Source organism: Pseudomonas sp. GW821-FHT02B10, from assembly GCF_059421865.1.
Map to the genome: position 1 here is coordinate 35,898 of NZ_JBWKVU010000012.1, position 19,621 is coordinate 55,518.

General features: G+C 54.9%; 23 protein-coding genes and 2 pseudogenes. 14 read left to right on the forward strand and 11 right to left on the reverse strand.

All coding sequences use genetic code 11. The annotated features are described in order from the left end of the window. Positions 1-61 precede the first annotated feature (61 nt). On the forward strand, positions 62-1,285 hold the full coding sequence (locus AC07VU_RS23115) for an anthrax toxin-like adenylyl cyclase domain-containing protein (protein WP_495030542.1): 1,224 nt from the start codon (positions 62-64) through the stop codon (positions 1,283-1,285). 40 nt (positions 1,286-1,325) lie between these two features. Here the strand turns inward: AC07VU_RS23115 and sctW are convergent, their stop codons facing one another. Genes sctW through AC07VU_RS23155 form a run of 8 tightly spaced genes read right to left on the reverse strand, consistent with a single transcriptional unit; the run spans position 1,326 to position 5,991 of the window. Then, a complete protein-coding gene (gene sctW / locus AC07VU_RS23120) occupies positions 1,326-2,423 on the reverse strand; it encodes a type III secretion system gatekeeper subunit SctW (RefSeq protein ID WP_087091816.1) in 1,098 nt (365 codons plus the stop codon). Beyond that, on the reverse strand, positions 2,311-3,081 hold the full coding sequence (locus AC07VU_RS23125) for a hypothetical protein (protein ID WP_495030543.1): 771 nt from the start codon (positions 3,079-3,081) through the stop codon (positions 2,311-2,313). The genes sctW and AC07VU_RS23125 overlap by 113 nt, the downstream gene beginning before the upstream one ends. After that, entirely contained in the window at positions 3,078-3,668 is a 591-nt protein-coding gene (locus AC07VU_RS23130) for a type III secretion system domain-containing protein (protein ID WP_495030544.1), read from the reverse strand. The genes AC07VU_RS23125 and AC07VU_RS23130 overlap by 4 nt, the downstream gene beginning before the upstream one ends. Next, on the reverse strand, positions 3,665-4,396 hold the full coding sequence (sctJ, locus tag AC07VU_RS23135) for a type III secretion system inner membrane ring lipoprotein SctJ (RefSeq protein ID WP_087091813.1): 732 nt from the start codon (positions 4,394-4,396) through the stop codon (positions 3,665-3,667). Before sctJ ends, AC07VU_RS23130 begins: the two co-directional genes overlap by 4 nt. Continuing rightward, a complete protein-coding gene (gene sctI, locus AC07VU_RS23140; RefSeq protein WP_087091812.1) occupies positions 4,393-4,725 on the reverse strand; it encodes a type III secretion system inner rod subunit SctI in 333 nt (110 codons plus the stop codon). Before sctI ends, sctJ begins: the two co-directional genes overlap by 4 nt. Positions 4,726-4,735: 10 nt before the next feature. Continuing rightward, positions 4,736-5,044: an EscG/YscG/SsaH family type III secretion system needle protein co-chaperone gene (locus AC07VU_RS23145; protein ID WP_150052433.1), complete on the reverse strand. Its 309-nt coding sequence runs from the start codon at positions 5,042-5,044 to the stop codon at positions 4,736-4,738. Further along, complete coding sequence (sctF, locus tag AC07VU_RS23150; RefSeq protein ID WP_053280186.1) at positions 5,041-5,256, reverse strand: type III secretion system needle filament subunit SctF; 216 nt, start codon at positions 5,254-5,256, stop codon at positions 5,041-5,043. The genes AC07VU_RS23145 and sctF overlap by 4 nt, the downstream gene beginning before the upstream one ends. Positions 5,257-5,262: 6 nt before the next feature. Further along, on the reverse strand, positions 5,263-5,991 hold the full coding sequence (locus AC07VU_RS23155; RefSeq protein WP_087091810.1) for a helix-turn-helix transcriptional regulator: 729 nt from the start codon (positions 5,989-5,991) through the stop codon (positions 5,263-5,265). Between the two features lie 361 nt (positions 5,992-6,352). On the opposite strand from AC07VU_RS23155, the gene AC07VU_RS23160 reads away from it, so the two are divergent. From AC07VU_RS23160 to sseE, 7 genes are all read left to right on the forward strand, one after another. Beyond that, positions 6,353-7,138, forward strand: coding sequence for a secretion protein EspA (locus AC07VU_RS23160; protein ID WP_158246004.1), 786 nt, complete (start codon positions 6,353-6,355; stop codon positions 7,136-7,138). 119 nt (positions 7,139-7,257) lie between these two features. After that, positions 7,258-7,617 (forward strand): hypothetical protein, encoded by a 360-nt coding sequence (locus tag AC07VU_RS23165; protein WP_087091808.1) that lies wholly within the window; start codon positions 7,258-7,260, stop codon positions 7,615-7,617. 19 nt (positions 7,618-7,636) lie between these two features. Next, a complete protein-coding gene (gene sseB / locus AC07VU_RS23170) occupies positions 7,637-8,188 on the forward strand; it encodes a type III secretion system translocon protein SseB (protein WP_081001567.1) in 552 nt (183 codons plus the stop codon). Positions 8,189-8,316: 128 nt separating this feature from the next. Continuing rightward, entirely contained in the window at positions 8,317-8,802 is a 486-nt protein-coding gene (locus tag AC07VU_RS23175; protein WP_087091807.1) for a SycD/LcrH family type III secretion system chaperone, read from the forward strand. Positions 8,803-8,987: 185 nt separating this feature from the next. Next, a complete protein-coding gene (sctE, locus tag AC07VU_RS23180) occupies positions 8,988-10,286 on the forward strand; it encodes a type III secretion system translocon subunit SseC family protein (RefSeq protein ID WP_495030545.1) in 1,299 nt (432 codons plus the stop codon). Positions 10,287-10,302: 16 nt separating this feature from the next. Beyond that, on the forward strand, positions 10,303-10,890 hold the full coding sequence (gene sseD / locus AC07VU_RS23185; protein ID WP_087091805.1) for a type III secretion system translocon protein SseD: 588 nt from the start codon (positions 10,303-10,305) through the stop codon (positions 10,888-10,890). A 1-nt stretch (position 10,891) separates the two neighbouring features. Further along, entirely contained in the window at positions 10,892-11,314 is a 423-nt protein-coding gene (sseE, locus tag AC07VU_RS23190) for a type III secretion system effector protein SseE (RefSeq protein ID WP_087091804.1), read from the forward strand. A 427-nt stretch (positions 11,315-11,741) separates the two neighbouring features. Here the strand turns inward: sseE and AC07VU_RS23195 are convergent, their stop codons facing one another. Next, on the reverse strand, positions 11,742-13,430 hold the full coding sequence (locus AC07VU_RS23195; protein WP_495030546.1) for an FAD-binding protein: 1,689 nt from the start codon (positions 13,428-13,430) through the stop codon (positions 11,742-11,744). Between the two features lie 390 nt (positions 13,431-13,820). Here AC07VU_RS23195 and AC07VU_RS23200 point away from each other — a divergent pair, with 390 nt between their 5' ends. Both AC07VU_RS23200 and AC07VU_RS23205 read left to right on the forward strand, forming a co-directional pair. Continuing rightward, complete coding sequence (locus AC07VU_RS23200) at positions 13,821-14,456, forward strand: lytic polysaccharide monooxygenase auxiliary activity family 9 protein (protein WP_495030547.1); 636 nt, start codon at positions 13,821-13,823, stop codon at positions 14,454-14,456. A 47-nt stretch (positions 14,457-14,503) separates the two neighbouring features. Further along, entirely contained in the window at positions 14,504-15,970 is a 1,467-nt protein-coding gene (locus tag AC07VU_RS23205) for a glycosyl hydrolase family 18 protein (protein WP_124351885.1), read from the forward strand. Between the two features lie 128 nt (positions 15,971-16,098). Here the strand turns inward: AC07VU_RS23205 and AC07VU_RS23210 are convergent. After that, a pseudogene (locus AC07VU_RS23210) lies at positions 16,099-16,417 on the reverse strand (IS3 family transposase); the annotation flags it as partial. Between the two features lie 171 nt (positions 16,418-16,588). Next, positions 16,589-16,846 carry a hypothetical protein gene (locus AC07VU_RS23215; protein ID WP_087091798.1) on the reverse strand — a complete coding sequence of 86 codons (258 nt, stop codon included), beginning with the start codon at positions 16,844-16,846 and terminating at the stop codon, positions 16,589-16,591. Positions 16,847-17,361: 515 nt separating this feature from the next. On the opposite strand from AC07VU_RS23215, the gene AC07VU_RS23220 reads away from it, so the two are divergent. The 4 genes and pseudogenes from AC07VU_RS23220 to AC07VU_RS23235 all read left to right on the forward strand — a co-directional run bounded on the left by AC07VU_RS23220 (position 17,362) and on the right by AC07VU_RS23235 (position 19,538). Further along, complete coding sequence (locus tag AC07VU_RS23220) at positions 17,362-18,459, forward strand: hypothetical protein (protein ID WP_495030548.1); 1,098 nt, start codon at positions 17,362-17,364, stop codon at positions 18,457-18,459. Beyond that, the gene (locus tag AC07VU_RS23225; RefSeq protein ID WP_495030549.1) at positions 18,456-18,746 is read left to right on the forward strand and encodes a hypothetical protein; all 291 of its coding nucleotides are present in this window, start codon (positions 18,456-18,458) and stop codon (positions 18,744-18,746) included. The genes AC07VU_RS23220 and AC07VU_RS23225 overlap by 4 nt, the downstream gene beginning before the upstream one ends. After that, positions 18,743-19,129, forward strand: coding sequence for a hypothetical protein (locus AC07VU_RS23230; RefSeq protein WP_087091796.1), 387 nt, complete (start codon positions 18,743-18,745; stop codon positions 19,127-19,129). Before AC07VU_RS23225 ends, AC07VU_RS23230 begins: the two co-directional genes overlap by 4 nt. Positions 19,130-19,150: 21 nt before the next feature. Beyond that, positions 19,151-19,538: pseudogene (locus AC07VU_RS23235) on the forward strand (hypothetical protein). The last annotated feature ends 83 nt before the right edge of the window (positions 19,539-19,621 follow it).

Genomic DNA, 19,621 nt, shown 5'->3' on the forward strand with positions numbered 1-19,621 from the left:
CTGAAAAAGTGCCCCTGGCGAATCCTTGCATGGGTATTTCTTCAATTTCGGGAGTAGAGGCATGAACGGTTTGCCGCTCAGTCATATCCAACCCAGTGGTGCCAGCCTTGCATCGCTGAACAAGGCTATAGAAGGCCAAATGGCTCCGGGCTCGGCCAAAAACAGTGCGTCCGACCTATTGCAGGTCATGGAAAAAGTTCAGCATCGGACAGGGATTGTGGCCAGTCACTTAGCACCCTTGCAGAGCGTAGCGAAAGAGCACAACTGCATTATTGGTATCCGTCCAGTTGAAACTGTGGCGACCGGGCTGATTGAGGAGGGCCATCCCACCAAAGACTTCCATATCAAAGGCAAGAGCGCCAACTGGGGGCCCCAGGCCGGAATGATCTGTGTCGATCAGGCTTTCAGCAAGCTCGAAGGCTGCCTGGCGTCGGATCCGGTGCGTATTGATAAATTCAACGGGCAGACTCGCCAATGCATCGAGGAGGGTCACGCCGTTGCCATTCCTCTAGTGATTTCCAGGGAACGCATGGGCACGCTGCTGGCCGCTGATCTCATCACGGACATGCAACCTGCGGATGCCGAGGGCTGCATCAGGTTCAGCGCGAAAGCACCCGGCGGTAGACTGTACAAGTTTGAAGCGGTAACCGGTGCGGTCGAGGGCCTGTACCAGATCAGCCAGCAAGGACAGCCGCTGGAAGTCCTGGCGAAAGCGCCGGGGGGTAAGGCGCTGACGGCCGACTATGACTTGCATCTGATCGGACCTCATATCAGCGATCTGGGGCCGCAAGACAATCTTCCGGTCCCGGATGTCGCGCACGACGTGTTCAAGGCTCGCATCGACGGATACAGCGCCAGGACAGCGGATTCGCGCCCCAGAAACCTGGCGCAGGAGCTGCGCCAGGATTATGCAAGCGCCGGCAGCTTTTACAGCAAGGAAGATCCGGATATCGGCAACGCCACGAGCCGTATCGCCGAGATGATTCCAGTGATCAATACGGCCCTGGTGGGCATGGGCGAGCGGGTGGTTCACCACAACGCGGACTCGGGCAGCCCGGCCAGCGATAGCGCCACCAACTATCCGGCGACGTTTTTCTTGCCGGCCAGACTCGGAGCATTTGATGAAATCTGTGTGATCGAGAACAGTCGGCAAATGGCCGAACTGATCCTGCAAGCGAAGAATAGCGGCTACCACATACCAATGAACCCGTTATGGGAACCCGAGGTGACCAGCGTCAGGCGTGCAGACTTTACACAGGCTCAAGCGCTGCTCGATCGCGCCTGATAAAGGGCCCGGGCCGATCCATGGTCGGTCCGGCCGGTTTTCACAGGCCTTCGTCCGACAGTTTTTCCTGATACTCGGAAAACACCTCGGTAATCATTTTTCGTTGCTCATCATCCTCGAAGCACTCATCCGTCATTAATTTCACCAACTCCCCCATGTGTCGCACATAGGCGTATTGCCCGCGTGCGTCGGGCACCTGGCGTGAGGTCTGTTGTTCGAGCCAGTCCACATGCATCCACGACTGCTGGACGATTTCCAGTAATGTGCCGATGACTCCATCGCCATCCAGGCCGTCGATAGCCAGTGTGCGGGCAACGCGGTGACAATGATCTTCCATGCCGAAAAACAGCATGATGCGTTTCAGGTCGGTGATCACCGAGCCCAATTGGGCATCCATGGCCGGACCTTCAGCCGAGAGTTCGAAAGCCAGGGTCCGGATCAGCGTTTTCAGTTTGCGCTGGCGATCGTGCAGTTGGCGGAACTCTTCGAACCATTGCACCAGGCGCGTACGACGTGAAGTGGCACGCTGGTAGAGCTGCTTGAGGGCGAGAAAGCTGTTTTTGCCGGTGCTGCCGAACTCCAGGCGATTGAAGAGCTTCAATGTCCATTCGTCATCGTCCATCACTGCGCACAGAGCATCTTCCAGACGTTTACGCTGTGCGCCACCCAGGTTTTTCCGCCCGAGCAGCGATCCCAGCAGCAGGGCCATTTCTCCCGCATCGAGCCCTTTGTCACCCATGCACCCTAGAAGATCCGACGCTTCATCAATGGCCAATGTGTGTTTATGCAGGTCTTCCATTTGCGCCGAGGCGGTTGCCGTGACGTGCTTGACCAGTTGCTGGAGCATGGCGCGGCTACGCGGGCGTTCAGACTTGCCATCACTTGTCCCGCGACCTGTGGCCTGCTTATAGGAGCCAAGGGCAAACCCCATGTTTTCCAGGGTTTCGGACAATGCATCGCCTGACACCTCGGTGGGCATGAAATCAAGACCCGTGGCCTGCATATCGAATTCGGTGCGCGCCAGTTCAAGGGCAGATTGCGCTGGGAAGACTTGTGTGGCGCCGGGCAGGGGGCGAGGCGCCGGGTTCTGAATCAGCGGAGTCGGCTTGATGCTGGCGGAGTCGGTCTTGGTAATCATTGGCAGGGGACTCATGCGGGACCTGCCGCAAACGCGACAGGAGCGATTGAAGGTGGGCGTCGAGATCGATGCGCAGGGTGAACAGGTGCGTTTCCAGCAAGGCCTGAGTCGTCGCCAGCGAAGAGCTGCCGAGTACCCGGACCTGAGGGTAGTCGGCAAAGGTGTGTCGGACGTGCTGCTCGCAATCGGCGCAGACCCGGACAGTCAGAGCGCCCTGGGCAAGAAACGTCAGGAGCCGCTGCTGCACACGTCGAACCATCAGCTCGACGCCATCCTGTTCACCGATGAACTCCTCCAGGACCTGGGCAACGAGGGCGCGTAGCCGTGTGTCGAGGTGTTGGGCCAGGGTGGCTTCCAGAGCGGTTTCAGCGACATGCCAGTCCAGGGTTTCCTCGATGAGGCGTTGGCGCAAAGCTTCACGTTCGCTGGCCGCCTCGGCAATACCTTGATCCCGGGCCCGAATGCGCATCTGCTGGGCTTCCTCCTCGGCCTGGGCCAGGCATTCACGGGCCTGCCGTTGCAGTGCTTCGGCTTCTGCGCGGGCATGGGCAAGCACCGAGGTGGCATTGAAATATTGCGCCAGTTCTGCGGCAGGAATGACCACCGCGTGGGGCGTACGGCCATGCAGGGCAATACAGGGAATGTTGAGTGGGTTCATAAAAAACGACCGAGCTTGGTCAGCCACTGGGTCGCGTTTTCCCGGACCGCGAGCAGGGCATCGGCAACCGGCGGCAAGCGCAGGGTGAGCAGATCATTGAGCGGGGCTTGTTCGACATCGCGTAGCCACCAACGAGTGCCGGCGTGCAAGGCCGCCTGGCTCAGAGTGTCAGCGGGCAGGGCCGGCTCGGTGTGGCTCCAGCCTCGGTGCAAGGCCAGCAGATGGTCGCAGTGTCGTTCATCCAGGTAGGGCTCAAGTGCCTGGCGATGGTCCTTGATCAACAGGTGATCGGGACAGTTCAGCGCCACGACCCCGAGGGCGATGACCAGTTGGGGCAAGCGTGGCTCCAGCGCGAGCATGGCGCGCTGCCTGGCGTCGAGGCCGGCGGGCAACGACGTCCAGGTGATGCCGCGGTGTCGCAGGATCAAGCGGTCGATACTCGGACGACAGGCCGGGCGACTGCGGTAGACCGTGCGCCAGGGAGCGAGTCCGAGGTGGGGCCACCAGCCTTCATGCATCCAGGCGCCTGGTTGCCAGCCCCATTGATGCAAGTGTTGTACGCTCTGGTCGATGGCTACCTGGGTCATTGGCTTCTGGACCGCAACCATTTGCCAAGCGTGATCGCGAGGATCAGTACCGCCAATGCTGCCAGCAGGAGCATGAGCGGCAGACGATTGCGCTCCAGCCATGTGAGCGGCGCAGGGTTTGGCCCGGGCTGCTCGGGGAGCGGCTGATAGCGGTAATCGGCGGCCTGCAGGACGATGCTGATGTTCTCGGTCAGCAGGTTGGGCACGCTGTTGAAGATCAGGCTCTTGATCGCGGTTTCGCGATTGAGCAAATTGCGCTCGGGGCTGTATTTGATGAAGACCGAGGCCGAAGGCTTTGCGGTCTCGCGCGGGTTCTGGCTGATCCCTTCGCCAATCGACACATGGGCGCTGATCACGCCATCCATGGCCTGCAGCATTTTTTCCAGCTGCTGTTCTTTCAGATAGAGGATCTTCGCGTGTTCCTGCACCGGTGAAGTCACCAGCTGGCCGGAGGGAAACAGGTCCTCCAGGGTCGCTACCTTTTCACGTGGCAGCCCTTCCTGGCGCAACAGTTCGACGGCATTGATGAACTGCGTCTTATCGACCTTGATCGTGACAAGTCCACCCTTGGCGATTTCCTTGCTGGCATCGATATTGCGCAGTAGCAACAGCGCCAGCATCTGGTTGGCGTCGGCTTCGGACAACTCACTGTACAACTCGACCTTGCAGCCGCTGAGCATCAGCACCAGCACGCCGATGCAGCCCAGGCGCAACCAGTCCCTGGTCATTGCATGCTCACCAGCTTGTTCACCCCTTGGGCAAGGGATCCGGCGGTCTTGGCGATCAGGTCGACTTCGACGATGGCGTGCAACATGTTCGACTGTGCAGAGAGCATTTTCAACGGACTGTCGAGCACGCTTTCACGGGCCGTTGCCACGGCGCTACTCAGGGTACGGGATTGATTCTGCAACTGGCTGAGGGCCGATATCTCCGCAGGGCTGTCCACCTGGCCGAACAACGCCTGGTTGAACGCGGCAATATCGGTCGGCGTGGGGGGCGAGGGCGCGGAATCTTTCGGCACGTGAAGTGCGGCCATGCGCACAGCTTCGATTTCCATGGGAGAGGTCTCAGGCAAGTTGAGGGGGTGGGGTGGGCTGCGCAGGGATGGTTAGCGCGTCCTGGGAGGCGCTTTCGATCAAGCGCCGAAGCGTGTTGGCTTCGTCCGAGGCGTCGCCGGCCAACAACGCCAGCGCTTCATGTCTGCGTGACAGGCCGATCAGTAAGGTCGCTTGCAGAATCCGCAGGTCCGCGGGGTCGCTCACCAGGTGGGGCAGGGCGCTGCGAATGGTTTCGACCTGTTCGACGAAACCGTGATTGACCGCCGCCAGGCCGGTCTCGCAGACAATGCGACACACATCGCGCTCAAGGACCTTCATATTTTTTGAATGATCCCTGAAAGCATGTCCTTGACCGCTTTCATCACCGCACTTTGATACGTGACGAAGGTTGAATATTGCTGAATCGCAAACTGCGCCTGGAGCATCCGCGCCGGGTCGTTCATGTCGGCGGCGGTCAGTTTTGACTGAACCTCATTGCCGGCCTTTTCGACCATTTGCGAGAGCTGGTTATTGACGGTTTCGATGTCCATGATCCGTTATCCCGCATGGCTGATGGCTGGAGTGAGGGTGGCTTGGGCTCGCAGGCGATATTGGGTGGGATTGCACAGATAACGCTTGCGGAAGCTTTCGGTGAAATGCCCGTGATTGGAGAAACCGCATTCAAGGGCGATGTCCAGTACCCGCATCGGGGTGGACAGGAGCAATTCACGGGCGCGGGTCAGTCGATGCTCCAGGAGCCAGCGTTTTGCGGAAAGGCCGTATTTTTCCTGGAACAACAGATTGAACTTGCGTAGCGGCATGTTGAATTCCAGTGCATAGCGAGCAACCGACCACTGATTCAGGGCGTGGGTTTCGATGAACTCATAGAACGGCTCGTCTCCGGTCATGATGTGTTGCAACAGGGCAGAGAAATAGCGCCGGTCCACGCCCAGGCAATAGATATAGGCAAAGCGCAGCAATGTATCGGGGGTTCCCTTGGCCAGCAGTTCAAGCACGCCGATCACGTCATCCTGCGCCTTCACCATGCGGATGGGCGCCCGCCAGAACAGGGTGCCGTGGGTGACACCGAGCAAGTCCACTACATCGGCGTACAGGTGCTTGAAGTCGGCGGGGTAGAAGTCGAAGTACTGGAGGTCGCTGTTGGTACTGCAAGGCGCTGCTTCGCTGCTCGCCACGACGACGGAGTTTGGCGGTATGAGTTGTACTGTGCCGTCGACATGTACCTTGCCGCCGTACTTTCCGAATAGAAGTCGTACTGCCCGCATCGGTCCTCCCGTCCTGGATCACTGTCTGAGTGAGCACCATGGTCACGCGAGTACTGGAAAATATGCATCAGGTGATTACCTGAAAGATAAGACCCGGAGTACGTCAAATTCATCAGGGATTGACTAAATATGTAAGGCGTTGACGCTTCGGTAAAAAAAGGAATGTTTGAAGGGAATTCAGAAGAGTGGAAATGGGTGGGTTGTATTATCAGGCTGTCACTGTGAAAGGAAGTTCAGGATTCATGGCTTTCTATTCGTGGTGATAAACGAAGCCTGGTGATGTATCGGCGAACCATTATTCAGTAGATGGGTCGCCAATGTATTGGCCATGGTCGAGATTAATACCATTGGGAATACGCATATGAATATGGTCGTAACAGCAACCACTCCAAACAGCCCCCTGGAGGGCATGCGTCCAACACCACAGTCCGTTGCCAATCCTCAATCCATGTTCAGTAACGGCTTGATGAGCATGCAGAACATCATGTTGCAACTAACTCAGTCGGGTAACGACCTGTTTGCACAGATGAACAAGAAGTCCGAAATTGCTCGCGATGCGCAAGAGATGGCTAATCAGGTTGAGGCCGTTATGTCCAGGCTGGTAAAGCCAGGGGATAAGTTGGCGCTGCCGGAGAGTACGGTGGCTTATATGCGCGCCAATAATATTCTGGTGGACGGCAAGACCATTGATGAGTTCATGGGAGAGCGCTCAGGGGCGCAGGCAAGCCTTGAGACACTGATGGCCAAGATTGCCGCATCCGGCCCCGAGGGCATGGAAACCCGCTCCTGGCAGGAAGTGATCACCTACATGGACAAGAACGGCATAACCGTTGAAGGCAAGAAGGCGTCCGACTATGTCTGGGGGCTGCCGGAAGTCAATTTCCAGAGCGGTAAAAAGGTCAGCCTGGAGCATATGAACAGCATTCGCCAGGCGCTTGAAGACTCCATGGCTTTCGATAAGGGCGACTTGATGATGGTCAAGTCCTCCCTCGAATCGGTGGCTGGACGGGCAACGGACTTCAACCAGCAAAGCCAGTTGAAGTTGCAACAAGTCATGCAGAACTTCAGCACCTCCAACCAATTGACACAAAGCATGCAAAGCATGTTGGCTGAAATGACCAAGGGCACCGCATCGGCTATTCGTTGACCTCAAGTACGCAATAATCCTGGCAACAAATAATCGGCAAAAAAGTAAAACGTCATCGACTTTTATAAGTATTGGTGTCGGTGGCGGGCTAATCTGGTTTTGTCCTGAGGGAGTGGCGAATGGACCATGTGGAAAAACTCAAAACCATGCTGGTGGAACTGGGGAGAAATAAGTCGGTATTTAGCCGGCAAACCCAGGAGTTGGAAAAGCTGCAGTTGGAAGTTTCCGAGCTTCAACGGCGTGCGGATGTCGATCCAGACGCCAGGAAGAAGCTGAACAAGTTGAATGACTATATGAATCGCGAGGGAAATGATTCCCAGCGTCGACTTGTCGAGAAAATGGCGAAATCCGAAGCAAGCCTGAAAAAGGTTGGAGAGCAACTGCATGCGTTGTCCACTCTTCAACAAGACTCGTCAGAAAAAGAAGTACCCGCGGTAAAAAACAACCTGCTGAAAAAACTCAGTCGAAACTTTGCTTGAATCCTTTGGAGAAAACACGATGGATCCTATTGTAAATAAATTTACTCCGGTCAACTCCCTGGGCTCCGTGCAGCCAACCCCGCAGTCGATCGTGAATTCGCAATCGATGTTCAGCAATGGCCTTCAGACCATGCAAAACATCATGTTGCAGTTGACTCAATCGGGTAATGATCTGTTTGCACAGATGAACAAGAAGTCCGAAATCGCTCGTGATGCACAAGAGAAGGCCAACCTGGTGGAAGGGGTCATGGCCAAGCTGGACAAGCCGGAAAGCAAGGGTGAGCTGCCGCCAAGTGTCATTGACTACATGAAGGCCAACAACATCCTGGTCGATGGCAAGACTATCGACGAGTTCATGGAGGGGAAGGGCGGCAAGCTCGATAAGGGCGACCTGATGATGGTCAAGTCTTCGTTGGAAACCGTGGCGGGACGGGCCACCGACTTCAACCAGCAAAGCCAGTTGAAGCTGCAGCAAGTGATGCAGAACTACAGCACCTCCAACCAACTGACGCAAAGCATGCAAAGCATGCTCGCTGAAATGACCAAGGGTACTGCCTCGGCTATCCGCTGATTGGATAACGCGCTGGCCACCCGGTTTTCCGTCGTGGCCAGCCATGGAGGGTAATTGCCTTGCCGCCCCCTGTAACAGCGACAGGGAGAGGGGGGCAGATAAATTGGTTGTTATTGCAAGGAGTCCTCATGACACAACCTATTTGCAGTGCCGGTCAGGACGACCACGAAGTGCTTCGGCACTTCTTTGCGCGTGGTGGCTCGATTCGCATGTTGGCTGATATCACGCAAGGCGATATCGACAAGCTATATGCCTACGCGACGCAGCTGTTCCACACCGGCGATATGCACGCCGCGCGCAATGTTTACTCCTTGCTGGTGCGCATCGACCACTGGAACTTTGAGTGCTGGTTGGCGCTGGGGCTGTGCAATCAGCGCCTGGGCCTGCATGAAGAGGCGGTCAGCAGTTTCGGCCGGGCCGGGATGATCAATGTGGATGATCCACGTTCCGCCTATTTCGCAGGTATCAGCCATAGCCTTCTGGGGCAGATCGAGTGTGCCCGCAAAGCCTTCAATGCCGCGATCAAATGGTGCAACCAACAACCTGAACATGAGGTCATTCAGCACAGTGCCGCGCAGTTGCTGGCTCATTGTGCGGTGGAGGTATCGGCATGAGCATCACCTTGAATCTGCGCCCGCTGGCGGCGCCGCAAACCGAACAGATACTGGTCCCGGACACCCCGAACATATCCCCGGAGGCGCGAACAGGGGCCCGTGGTTCGCGCGATCCATCGAGTGTATTCGGTGATATCAGCCAGCAGCATTCGCGGGTCAATACGCCGCCGCCACCGAAAGTCCAGGTGTCGCAGCTTGAGGCAATGAAGGCCCTGGATCGGATCTTTGCGAATGTTCCGCTGAAGAACGAAAGCGCTACGCCGATCAGCCTCAAGGATCTCGAAAAGATTCCGATGGACTCGATCATGTTGGCCTCGACACTCCTGTCCAGCGAAATCCTCGGCAGTACCGCCATGGCCAAGTCCAAGGCCCTGGCGATCATGACGGACAAGCAGGAGAGGGTGCGTCAGCAAGAGGTTGCCGACTTCCGCGAGCAGATGGACAAAGCCATCGAACAGCAGGAGAAAGCCAAGAAGGCAGGCATCTTCGGCGTGATCTTCGATTGGGTCATCGCTGCCGTTGAAATTGTCACCGGGGTGGCGAAGATCATCGGTGGGGCACTGACCGGTAACGTCATGACGGCTGCCGGCGGAGCGATGGACTTGATGGCGGGGCTCGCTGGTGTGGTCAAGGCGGCAGCCAACACCATGGCCCTGATCGATCCCGACAATGCCGAGAAGTACAAGGCGATCGCCGATGTCGCCGGCAAGATCCAACTGGGTTTTGAAATTGCCGGGGCCGTGATCGATATCACCAGCGCCGCGCGCAATATGTTGATGACCAAGGTGATTCCGAAAGTCGCCGGCACGGTTCTCAAGGAGGGTGCCGAACAGGCCCTGGTGGCCGGTATCAAGGCTGGGAGCAAAGGCGCAATCGACCAGACCGCGAAGATGGTCGGCAAGGAAGTGGCATCGCAGGTTTCCGCTCAAATTGCCCAGAGCCTGGGCAAGGCTGCGATGGAAGCGACGAAGACGGCGGGCAAGGAAGCGGCGCAGAAGATCGTGCAGCAGCTTGGTGTAAACCGGATGTTGGAGAAGTTTTCCCAGGAGGCCATCGAACAGTTGGTGACCAACGCGGTGAAAAAAGTCGGACACGGCGCGATCGACAAAGGCGTGGAAATGACTGCCAAGGAAGTGACCAAGGCCGTGACCAAAGAGATCAATCGCGAAGTGCTGCAAGTTGCGCTCAAGGCTTCGACCTATACCGCAGTCAACGTCACGCGCAGCGCGGTGGCCGGCGCCAGCCAGATCACCTCTGGAGCACTGGCGGTGGACCGCGCCAGGCTGCAGAAAGAGATCAGCCAACTGATGCTCGATCAGCAATGGCTGCAGTCGCTTTTCACTTTCTATAAAGACGAAAAAGACGCCGCCATGAAGCGGATTGGCGAACTGATCGAAGGACAATCCCAAGTTGTCCAGGACGGCAGCAAGGCCATCGCACAAGCCGGTGCGGTGCAAGTGCAGATTGCCTCGGCAATGGTTTGATACCAGGAGAAGAAAGATGACCACTACAGTGAATACTCAAGCGTTGGCCGCTTCTTTGCCCGTGCAGGATGCAGCGGATACCCGGACCGTCGACATAGGGGACAACGCATTCACCCGCATCAACGAAATCATTATGTTGATGAAGAAAATGAACATCGAGATGCGCGATACCTTGCGCGGATTTCACGATGACATGCAGAAGAATGCTTTCGACAAACAACTCAAGGCGCTGGAAACCAAACAGGACGCGATTGAATCGACTTTCAAGGCGGCGATGACAGGAGCGATCGGGCAAATTGTGTCTGGCGTCGTGAGTTTTGGTGGTTCCTTGACCGGAAGCCAGCTGGCGTCGTCGGCAACCACTGGACTGGGCAAAGCTACCGAGGGACTTGGCGGCGTTGCGGCGGCAGGCGTCAGTCGTGATGCGCAACAAGCTCAATTACTCGGAGAGTTCCAAGCCAACGCCGCGGAAAACTTCGCGAAAAACGTGGCGGCCACCGCCGATCGTGCCGCCGAGGCGTCCCGACAATTACGCGATGCAACCCGTGAACTGGTCGGCCTCTATGAGCGGATGGCCAATGCCGTGCAGATGAGGACGAAGTGAGATGCCTGCTCTCCAATCCATTGATCCGGTCACGCTATTTCTCAAGCTGCAAGGGTTGCAGCCAGAAGTCGCCTATTTTGAAAAAAGCGATTTTGTCGTGGGGTGGCAGGTTCACTTGGGAGATTTCGAACTGGTCTACCGGTTTGAAGACAATACCTTGACGGTGTGCAGCTTCACCGCCATCGAAGGGGCCAAGGGAACGAGCGGAGCGGTTTCCCAGTTCATCTTTTTGATCCACCGGATCGAGCGCTATGTCAAAGAGCTTTATTCGGTGCGAGGACGATTCATCAATAGTATTGCCAACTCGGAAATCAATCAGGTTCGTGAGCGGCTGGCGAATGTATTGATGGCCAAAGGTGCATCCTGGCAAGAGATCGATGGAGAGTCCTGGTTGGTTTATCCACTCGCTTCGAAAATGGCATAGCCGTATTAGCATTGAACAAGAGGAAGGGCACTTGAGTGTGCCCTTCACATTTGCTTGTCCCGATGTTCACCCCCTGGAAATCAACCCAACCGCCTGCTGCTGTCCAAGCAGCTGGGCTACCTGGGCTACGAGATGGTCGAGGCCCAGGACGGCGCCATGGCTTGCGCGCCTGGCGCAAGCAGCGTTTCGATGTGGTGATCACCGACTGCAATATGCCGATCATGAACGGCTATTGTGATCGTGGCGTGTTTGTGAAGAGCTTTTGCCATGGATCTCCCATTATTCAGTGAGACAAACACCTCGCGAATCGACGCTTGCTCTGCCAAGTTGTGTCGGTAGGGAGACGTTCGGTAATTAGCGAGAGAGGATCATGGTGTTCGTCAAGCACGCACCGCGAGGTAGTGCGTGCAGTGACAATAGCTGTTCCTTATTGTCTTTTATTATCTCGTGCTAGCGGAATTGACATCTGGTGCCTGAAAAGATTGTTAGGGTCGACGTGGTTCTTCAAGGAAATCAACTCCTCTACCAAACCCGAATTTCCATAGTAAAGTTCAAGCCAGCTATCACTGGGTACGCCATTTACCAATAGCATGTCCACATCCGGATAGTTGATGTAGCACCCTTCATATCGTCCCTCGACGCCAGGCCGCTTGTTGGGTTGACTCGCGTAGACGTCTTCGTAGATTTTGTTGATCCACGTGAGTTGAACGTTATCTTGAGCAGGGTCGGTCCAATAGGTTTGATACTGAGACTTCAATAAGGATTTGCGCTGCGGTACTGCGGTGTCTCCTTGGCCGGAGCTATTTATTTTTCCACCATAGGAGTCGATCTGGACAAGCGATTGGTTGAATGTCCCATCTTTGGAAGGGATGCTGAGGTTGTTATAAAGCGCATCGCATTCTTCGTCGGTAAAATTCTCCACTTGGTAGGCGGATTTATATTTTCCTCTTTGGTTGTTTCCCGATGTGTTGATCATCTGGGTGATATAGAGCCAGTCCATAAGCAATCCTGGCGAAGCTTTGGTGATAGCACTGCCCGCCATGCTATGGGGCCTTGGCGCGATGTTTGGTAATACGAAGCCGTCGTACAGTTTGCCGTGACCGGGTGCTGAACTATTTATTGCCGAGAGAAAACTGTTGAAGGGTGCATCTCGTTCGTGATCGCCCACCATACCATCGCGGCCGGTGTATTGGATGGCCAGAACGATTTTTGGATTGGAGTCGATGTGATTCAGTTTCAGCAGGGTGAAAAGGCCACCGTTGGCCTTTGACAAGACATTGGAGGTGGCGTCCGAATCGTTTTTGGCGAACCAGTCGTGATATCCACGTAGAAACTTTCTAAAGCTGGTTTTATCGAAATCCGACCACTCCCAAGAGAGTGTTGTCCAATACGCTTTTTGTGGGGCTTCGGGCAGGTCATTGAAGTAGTAGCGAATGATGATGCCAAAGTTTCCGCCGCCAGCCCCGCAGCAGGCCTTGAAAAGTTCTCGATGGGTTTTAAGGTTAGAATTCGGGCTGACATGAACAGGGACCAAGGTTTTGCTGCTATTGGCTGGGTCCGGAATCAAGATGTCCACACCTGTTACCCAGTCGACAGTCAACCCCTGAAGGCGAGACAGTAAACCGTATCCACCGCCGCTAATGTGGCCACCGATCCCTACGGAGTAGCACGAACCGCCAGGCAGTGTCTTGCCGCTCTGTTTATACATCGCCACATAACCATCCCAGTTCTGGCTGCCTGTGAATACGGCGTATTTATAATGTGTGGGGCTGTTACTGTCGTGTTTATAGAGGGGCTGGATGTTGCCGGCAGTATCATGAGAAAAGCCTTTAAGTTCACCCAGATCAACGATGGCCAGGTTTTCGTTGTTCAGCCGGTTCGATACGAAGCCTTCATAGCAATGCGCTCCGCTCCTTGCGGTGATCCGAAAGGCTTGCGACAGTGCTTCATTCGCAGCGTCCAGTACTTCTTCTGGTGTTTTGCATACATAGATTCGTTTGGCTCCCGTTCCGGAACTTGGTGGCCATCGGAGATTGAAACCTTTCTGTAAGGTCGAAAATGTCTTGTTGTCTTCAGTTATTGTAATAAATTGCGAAGTGCTCTTTGTCGTAATCATGGTTGTGTGCTTCCTTGCAAAAAAATATGCGCCATATTCTGCGCAAGTATCCTGAAGTTTCTTTTGCCCAATCGTGGTTTAAGTGTATACCGGCGGGGCGCTATCTCACCTTAGTCGACATTTTTATGCTGTCCATGATGTTCAAGAAGCTAAAGTTATATTTTTGTGGGTATGTATTTCGAAAAGTTATAGGTGCTCACTCGATTGTAATCCAGTTCATCGGTTTAATTTTGATAGAGGTGGCGAAATGGCGGGTGTTGGGAGCGTTTGTCGACTTGTGTTCTTTGACTTTTGGAATCGTATTTATTTTTTATGGTGGACAATCTAAAGCCTTGCGCTAGCCTGAAATTCTCCTCAGGGAGAGACAAATAAATAAAAGGAGTGAGTGTAATGAATAAGCCAGAATCCAAGCCTCAGTTGAAACACGGTCGTGTGGTTTTCCCCCCTAGTCGTTCTGCTATTGCTATAGACGAAGGCCTTATCCTTGGTTGGCATGCTGAAGAAATGGAAGGAGGTAAGAACTTCCCATCATTGACTGCAGGCCCATTCCCAAAGCCTTATGAGACTGACAATGTGAGTCTGGTGCCACCGGCTGATGGTTATATTCTCAGCGGTGGCAAGACGGATGTCCGCGATTGCGTTAACTTCACTAACGAGGAAATGAGCCAAAAGCTGAATCGCCCATTTACCTGGCCTCTGTTGAATGTCGGCCCGGGTCAGATGTTTCATGTCAAGTGGGTATATAGCACGCCTCACCCGACTCGGGGTTATAGCTGGTTTATTACTAAGGATGGTTGGGACCCTAAAAAGCGTATCAGCCGTGCTCAACTTGAGCCAAAGTCCTTCCATGATGACTTTTATACTCAGGTTCCGTTCTACGAGCATGCCGCTGAATTGAAAGCGAAGACTGAGCATGAAGTGAAGTTGCCAACAGGCAAACAAGGTCATCATGTCATTGTCCTGTTGTGGATTGTTGCGGATACTGGCAATGCGTTCTATCAGGCGTTTGATGTGAACTTCAACTAAAGTCGGGCCATGTACGGCTCCTAATCCAGTTCTGAAGGAGTAGAACAATGACTAAGATTGATTTTTCGTTGCTGAAGTCCAAAGTAAATGATTCAGCATCATTGATGCCTAGCATTGCCAATAAAAAAATTCTGATGGGGTTCTGGCATAACTGGCCAGCTGGCCATAGTGATGGCTATCAAGGTGGGCAGTTTGCCAATCTGGATCTAGTGGATGTACCCAAGGACTACAACGTTGTTGCTGTGGCTTTTATGAAAGGCCATGGCATTCCTACCTTTAAGCCCTATAACCTCTCTGACGACGAGTTTCGCCGCCAGGTGGGTGTGCTGAACAGCCAGGGAAGGGCTGTGTTGATCTCGTTGGGTGGTGCCGATGCTCATATCGAGTTGCATATAGGGGATGAGCAGCCACTAGCGAATGAAATCATTCGCTTGGTTGAAGTCTACGGTTTTGATGGACTGGATATCGACCTCGAGCAAAGCGCCATTGATTTCGCTGACAACAAGACGGTACTGCCGGCGGCCTTGAAACTGGTGAAGGATCACTACAAGGGCGAGGGGAAGCACTTCATCATCAGCATGGCGCCCGAGTTTCCCTATCTCAGGGTGGGTGGCAAGTACGTTGGTTACATTCAGGCGCTTGAGGGCTACTACGACTTCATCGCACCTCAATACTACAACCAGGGTGGTGACGGGGTTTCGGTTCCGGAATACACCGGTCCGGGAGGTACTTGGATCAGGCAGAACGACGATGATGCGAAAGAGGATTTCCTCTTCTATCTGACGGATAGCCTGGTGACCGGTACGCGGAGTTACATCGCGATTCCCGCGGACAAGTTTGTCATCGGCTTGCCGGCCAACGTTGATGCCGCGAACAACGGCTATGTGATCAATCCTGCTGCGGTGGTCAATGCGTTCAAGCGTCTTGATGCCGCCGGTCATTCCATCAAAGGACTGATGACCTGGTCGATCAATTGGGACGACGGCCTCAGCAGGGACAATGTTCCCTACAATTGGGAGTTCTACAATCGCTATGCCCCATTGATTCACGGTGAGCCTGGTATTGGTGAGCGGCCAACGGCTCCGGCGAACCTGTCCGCGAGCGACGTGACGGAAACCGGCATGACCTTGAGTTGGGGGGCTTCAGCCGGTCCTCGTCCGATCGAAACCTATACGCTGTACCGAAACGGTTCTCCAATAAATCATACGGCGGCCTTGAGTCTGGAAGACTCAGGCCTGACGCCGAACACTCAGTACAGTTACTTTGTCACGGCAACGGACTCTTCGGGAAAAGAGTCGCTTCCGAGCCAAAGCCTGAGCGTCAGAACCGCTGGAGACATAACGGATCCAGAGTATCCCGAATGGAAATTGAACCATCGGTATTACAAGGAAGATGGCGTGACTTACGAAGGCAATAGGTACTTGTGCCTGCAAGAGCACGTATCAAACTCAGGCTGGACACCACCAGTGGCCTTTACCCTATGGTCAAAGGTCGCAATCAAGCGGCGAGCGTAGAGCGGTATGCGAGGCCCGGCAGAAATGCCGGGCTTTCTGCCTGCGGATAAGTGATCTACCGCGAGTTCTGGACATGATGAGCTTGTGTGGGGCATGTGGTATGAATCGCCCCGGATCTTCTAGACACCTTACACGTTCATTGCATAACGCTTTTCAAACTCTATCGGTGACAACCGATTGTTAAAGCCATGACGGCGTTTCGAGGGATAGAACAACTCGATGTAATCGAACACATCACTACGTGCCTCTTGCCGTGTGGTATAGGTTTTTCGCTTGATCCTTTTCCGTTTCAGAAGCTGGAAAAAACTCTCGGCTACCGCGTTGTCATGGTTGTTTTCCTCGGCGGCTCATACTGGCAACCAGGTTGTTCGCCTTCAGAAAACTACGCCAATCGGAACTGCTGTACTGGTTACCTTGGTCGGGGTGAATCATCATCTCCTGTGTAGGAGCGAGGCTTGCCCGCGATGAACATTAACGATACGCACCACCTCTGAACGCCCCTCATACCAAAGCCCCTGAATCAAAAGATCCAGGGGCTTTTTAATGCCTGCAACAGGCTGTCGCAGAGGATGTCGGGAGGGGCCTCAAGCGCTTAGAGCCGAATCCGCCTGTGCCCCCTTACATTGCCTTGCCTTGGGCAACATCCAGCAAGGCCACGCCATCGCTCAGCAGCAGCGAGGCGATATCGGCGATCTGGAATAAATCACTTTCATCTGCGGTACGCGCGGTCATGCAAGACAGGCTGTTCATCAGTTTGTGAATGGCGCGAACGCGCCGGCCGGCGCAGGCCAGCAAGTCCACCAGCGAGGCACTGGAATCGATCAGCAGGACAGGATGCTCGGTGGCAGTGCTGTGAAGCGGGATATATCCGTTCATTGATGTAGCTCCTTGTGTGTGAGGAGCCATCACCCAAACTTCCTACAGCCTGGGTGGCGGCTGCACGCGGGGTAGGAAACCGGCACACAAGAGACCCGGTCACGCCGAAGCGTGCCCGCGTACAGCCGCCATAACGCATAGGCAGCAAAAAGCGCCCGCACAACTTGGGCGCTTGTACGCTTCTTGATGACGGGTTCCTACACCCGGACGCTGATTTGGCAGCGACCGGCGCAGAGTAATGACGCGCCTTCATGAGCGCAAGCCCCGACTCAATGACTGAACGTAACAGGGCCGCCAGCGAGCAATGCGCCTGCTCAGACCTTGATCCAGCTCTAGCGTCAGACAAGTTCAGGCACGCTTGTAGGACTCTCCTGAAATACACGGTTTTACCCTGTTCAAGTGCTCTATCCGCTTGAGCCGACAGATGACGGCCAGCACCATCCCCCCGCCTTATCAATAGCGCCAACACGCTCAACGGCTTGCTTGGACGCGTCGTTTATCAGGGAGGAGGGGCGATGTGGCTGCGCCTTATTCGTCGGCAAGACCGTGAGCGTGAAGGAGTTGGTTTCAACAGCATCGAGTCGCCATTTTTTGCCCGGTTCGAAGTTCAACAGGCCCTCGGGCGGTACAGCAACAGAATCGACGGGCTGGATGATTTGCTTTATGCCCACGGCAGTTCGCATGGCCATCTATCGAGCGATGATCTGCGCGAAATCCTGGCGAGCGTAGAACGGGGCGATTGGCTGCTGGTCTCGAATGACCCGTTCAGCCCTTTGAGCGGCGACACCTTCGGCAAGTATTCACACATCACCGGAAAGGGCTGGGCGGCGAGTTCCCTGGATCATCGCCTGCAAGAAGACAACAAGCCCGCGTTGCCTGATGCCGAACCTGTCGTAAAACCTCAACCGCAAGAGCCGGGCTTTTACGTCGTGCCTAAAAGCATGAGCCGTGAACAGCTTGAGTCGGTGCTGTTCACTTCTCGCAACCCAGCCGTGATGAGCAAATTTGAGTCGCTGAACCCCGGCCTGAGTGACGTTAAAGCGGGCTCGATGATCGTGCTCAGCGATCCCGGCAACCTGCAATGTACCCGCGAAGAAGGGTTGCTGATGGAGGCCGCGGCCAAGACCAATGACGCACTCAAACCGCTCAGCGAGGAAGAAGCGAACTTTATGGCCAGGCACCGAGACGAAATCGAAAACTTTCTGGCACAGGGTTCGACGGCTATCGGCATCGGTGAAGCGATGTTTGCCAAGAACCTGGAAGACGTCAAAACCACGCTGCGTGATATCGAAGCGTTGCATCAGCGCACGTTCCAGAAAGACGGCCATCTGCGGTCGCCGGAGTTCTTTGTCGAACGTAAAAAACTGCTGGCACAGCTCAATACCCGACTAACCTCCATGACCCGAAAAGGCATTGGCTTCCCTGATCATCCGAACTTGAAAAGTGCCCTGGGGATCTCCAGCCGCAGTCTGGTTCACCGTTGGACCAAGGCCGGGGCTGCGGAGCAGATCCCAGGTTATGCCACGCACATCGAGGGAGTGGCCAAGGCGGCTAAAGTCGTCAAGTATGGCGGCTGGATCGGCCGGCTCTTGGCGGTGGAGCTTCCTACATGAAGGTTCAAGATGTGTGTGCAGTGGGTAACACCGAGGCATGCGAGAAAGTCAGATTCACTGAGACCGGTAACTTTGTCGGTGGGGTCGGAGGAGGCGTCATCGTCGGAGCCTTTTTAACGACGCCTATTGTCGGAACACTGTGCGTCGCACTGGGTGTTCCAACTGCTGGCTTAGCCTCGTTGGCTTGTGGTGTCGTGGTTGTAGGAAGTGCTTCTTTTACGGCTGGTGTCGTTGGTAACTCTGCCGGGGAAGCAATGGCCGAGAAAATTTATGAGGCGGTCAAATGAGCCTGAATACGGCAGACAAAATATTTCTGGTGGTCGGACTCGTCGATTTTGCAGGGATATTTATTGTGCTTGGTATCTGCTTGCACATGGCCTACACCAAGATGGACTTGATGTTGGATCATCTGAAAAACAGTGCTGTGCTCAGCATGCTGACCATGCTCAGGCACGGTGGCCCATGGGGGAAACTGATTCTGGTCGGGAGCATTTCCGGTTTTGTAACCTTCCCCCATTTTTACCTTAAGCGTGGCTGGGTCAGTGCCGAGGACTTGCTGGGTTTTCCTGCGGCGCTTAAGCGCAAGTTGGTCGTGCTGCAGTGGAGTGCGCTAGCGCTGATAGTGGTCATGACGGGCCTTGCGGCGGTGGTCAAGCTGGGTGTTGTTTGAGGTTATTTACGAGAGCCACAAATGAGTACCCCTGAGATTGCTTTCGGGTATCTGGGTGGTGTCGTGATTCTCGGCACACTTGTCTGGATTGGCGTCGCGTTGCACATGGCCTATACGAAAATGGATGAGCTCTTGGACCATCTGAAAAACTGTTCCGCCATCATGGCCCGCGCTCCGTTAAAACACGGCGGTCCCTGGGGGAAGCTGTTGCTGATTGGGGGGATCTCACGGGATCGTGACGTTTCCCGGTTTTTATCTCAAAAGGGGGGAGTTGAGTGCCGAGGATTTGAACAATTTTCCCCTGCCATTTAAACGAAAGCTGGCGGTGTTGCAGTGGAGCGTTATCGGGCTTCTGGGCTTTGCTGCTCTCCTATGGGTGATTGGCAAAGTTGTAGGTTGGCACCCATAAATCGTGTGTATTTCGGCCTGCCTGCCTGCCTGCCTGCCTGCAAAGCAAAGCAAAGCAAAGCAAAGCAAAGCAAAGCAAAGCAA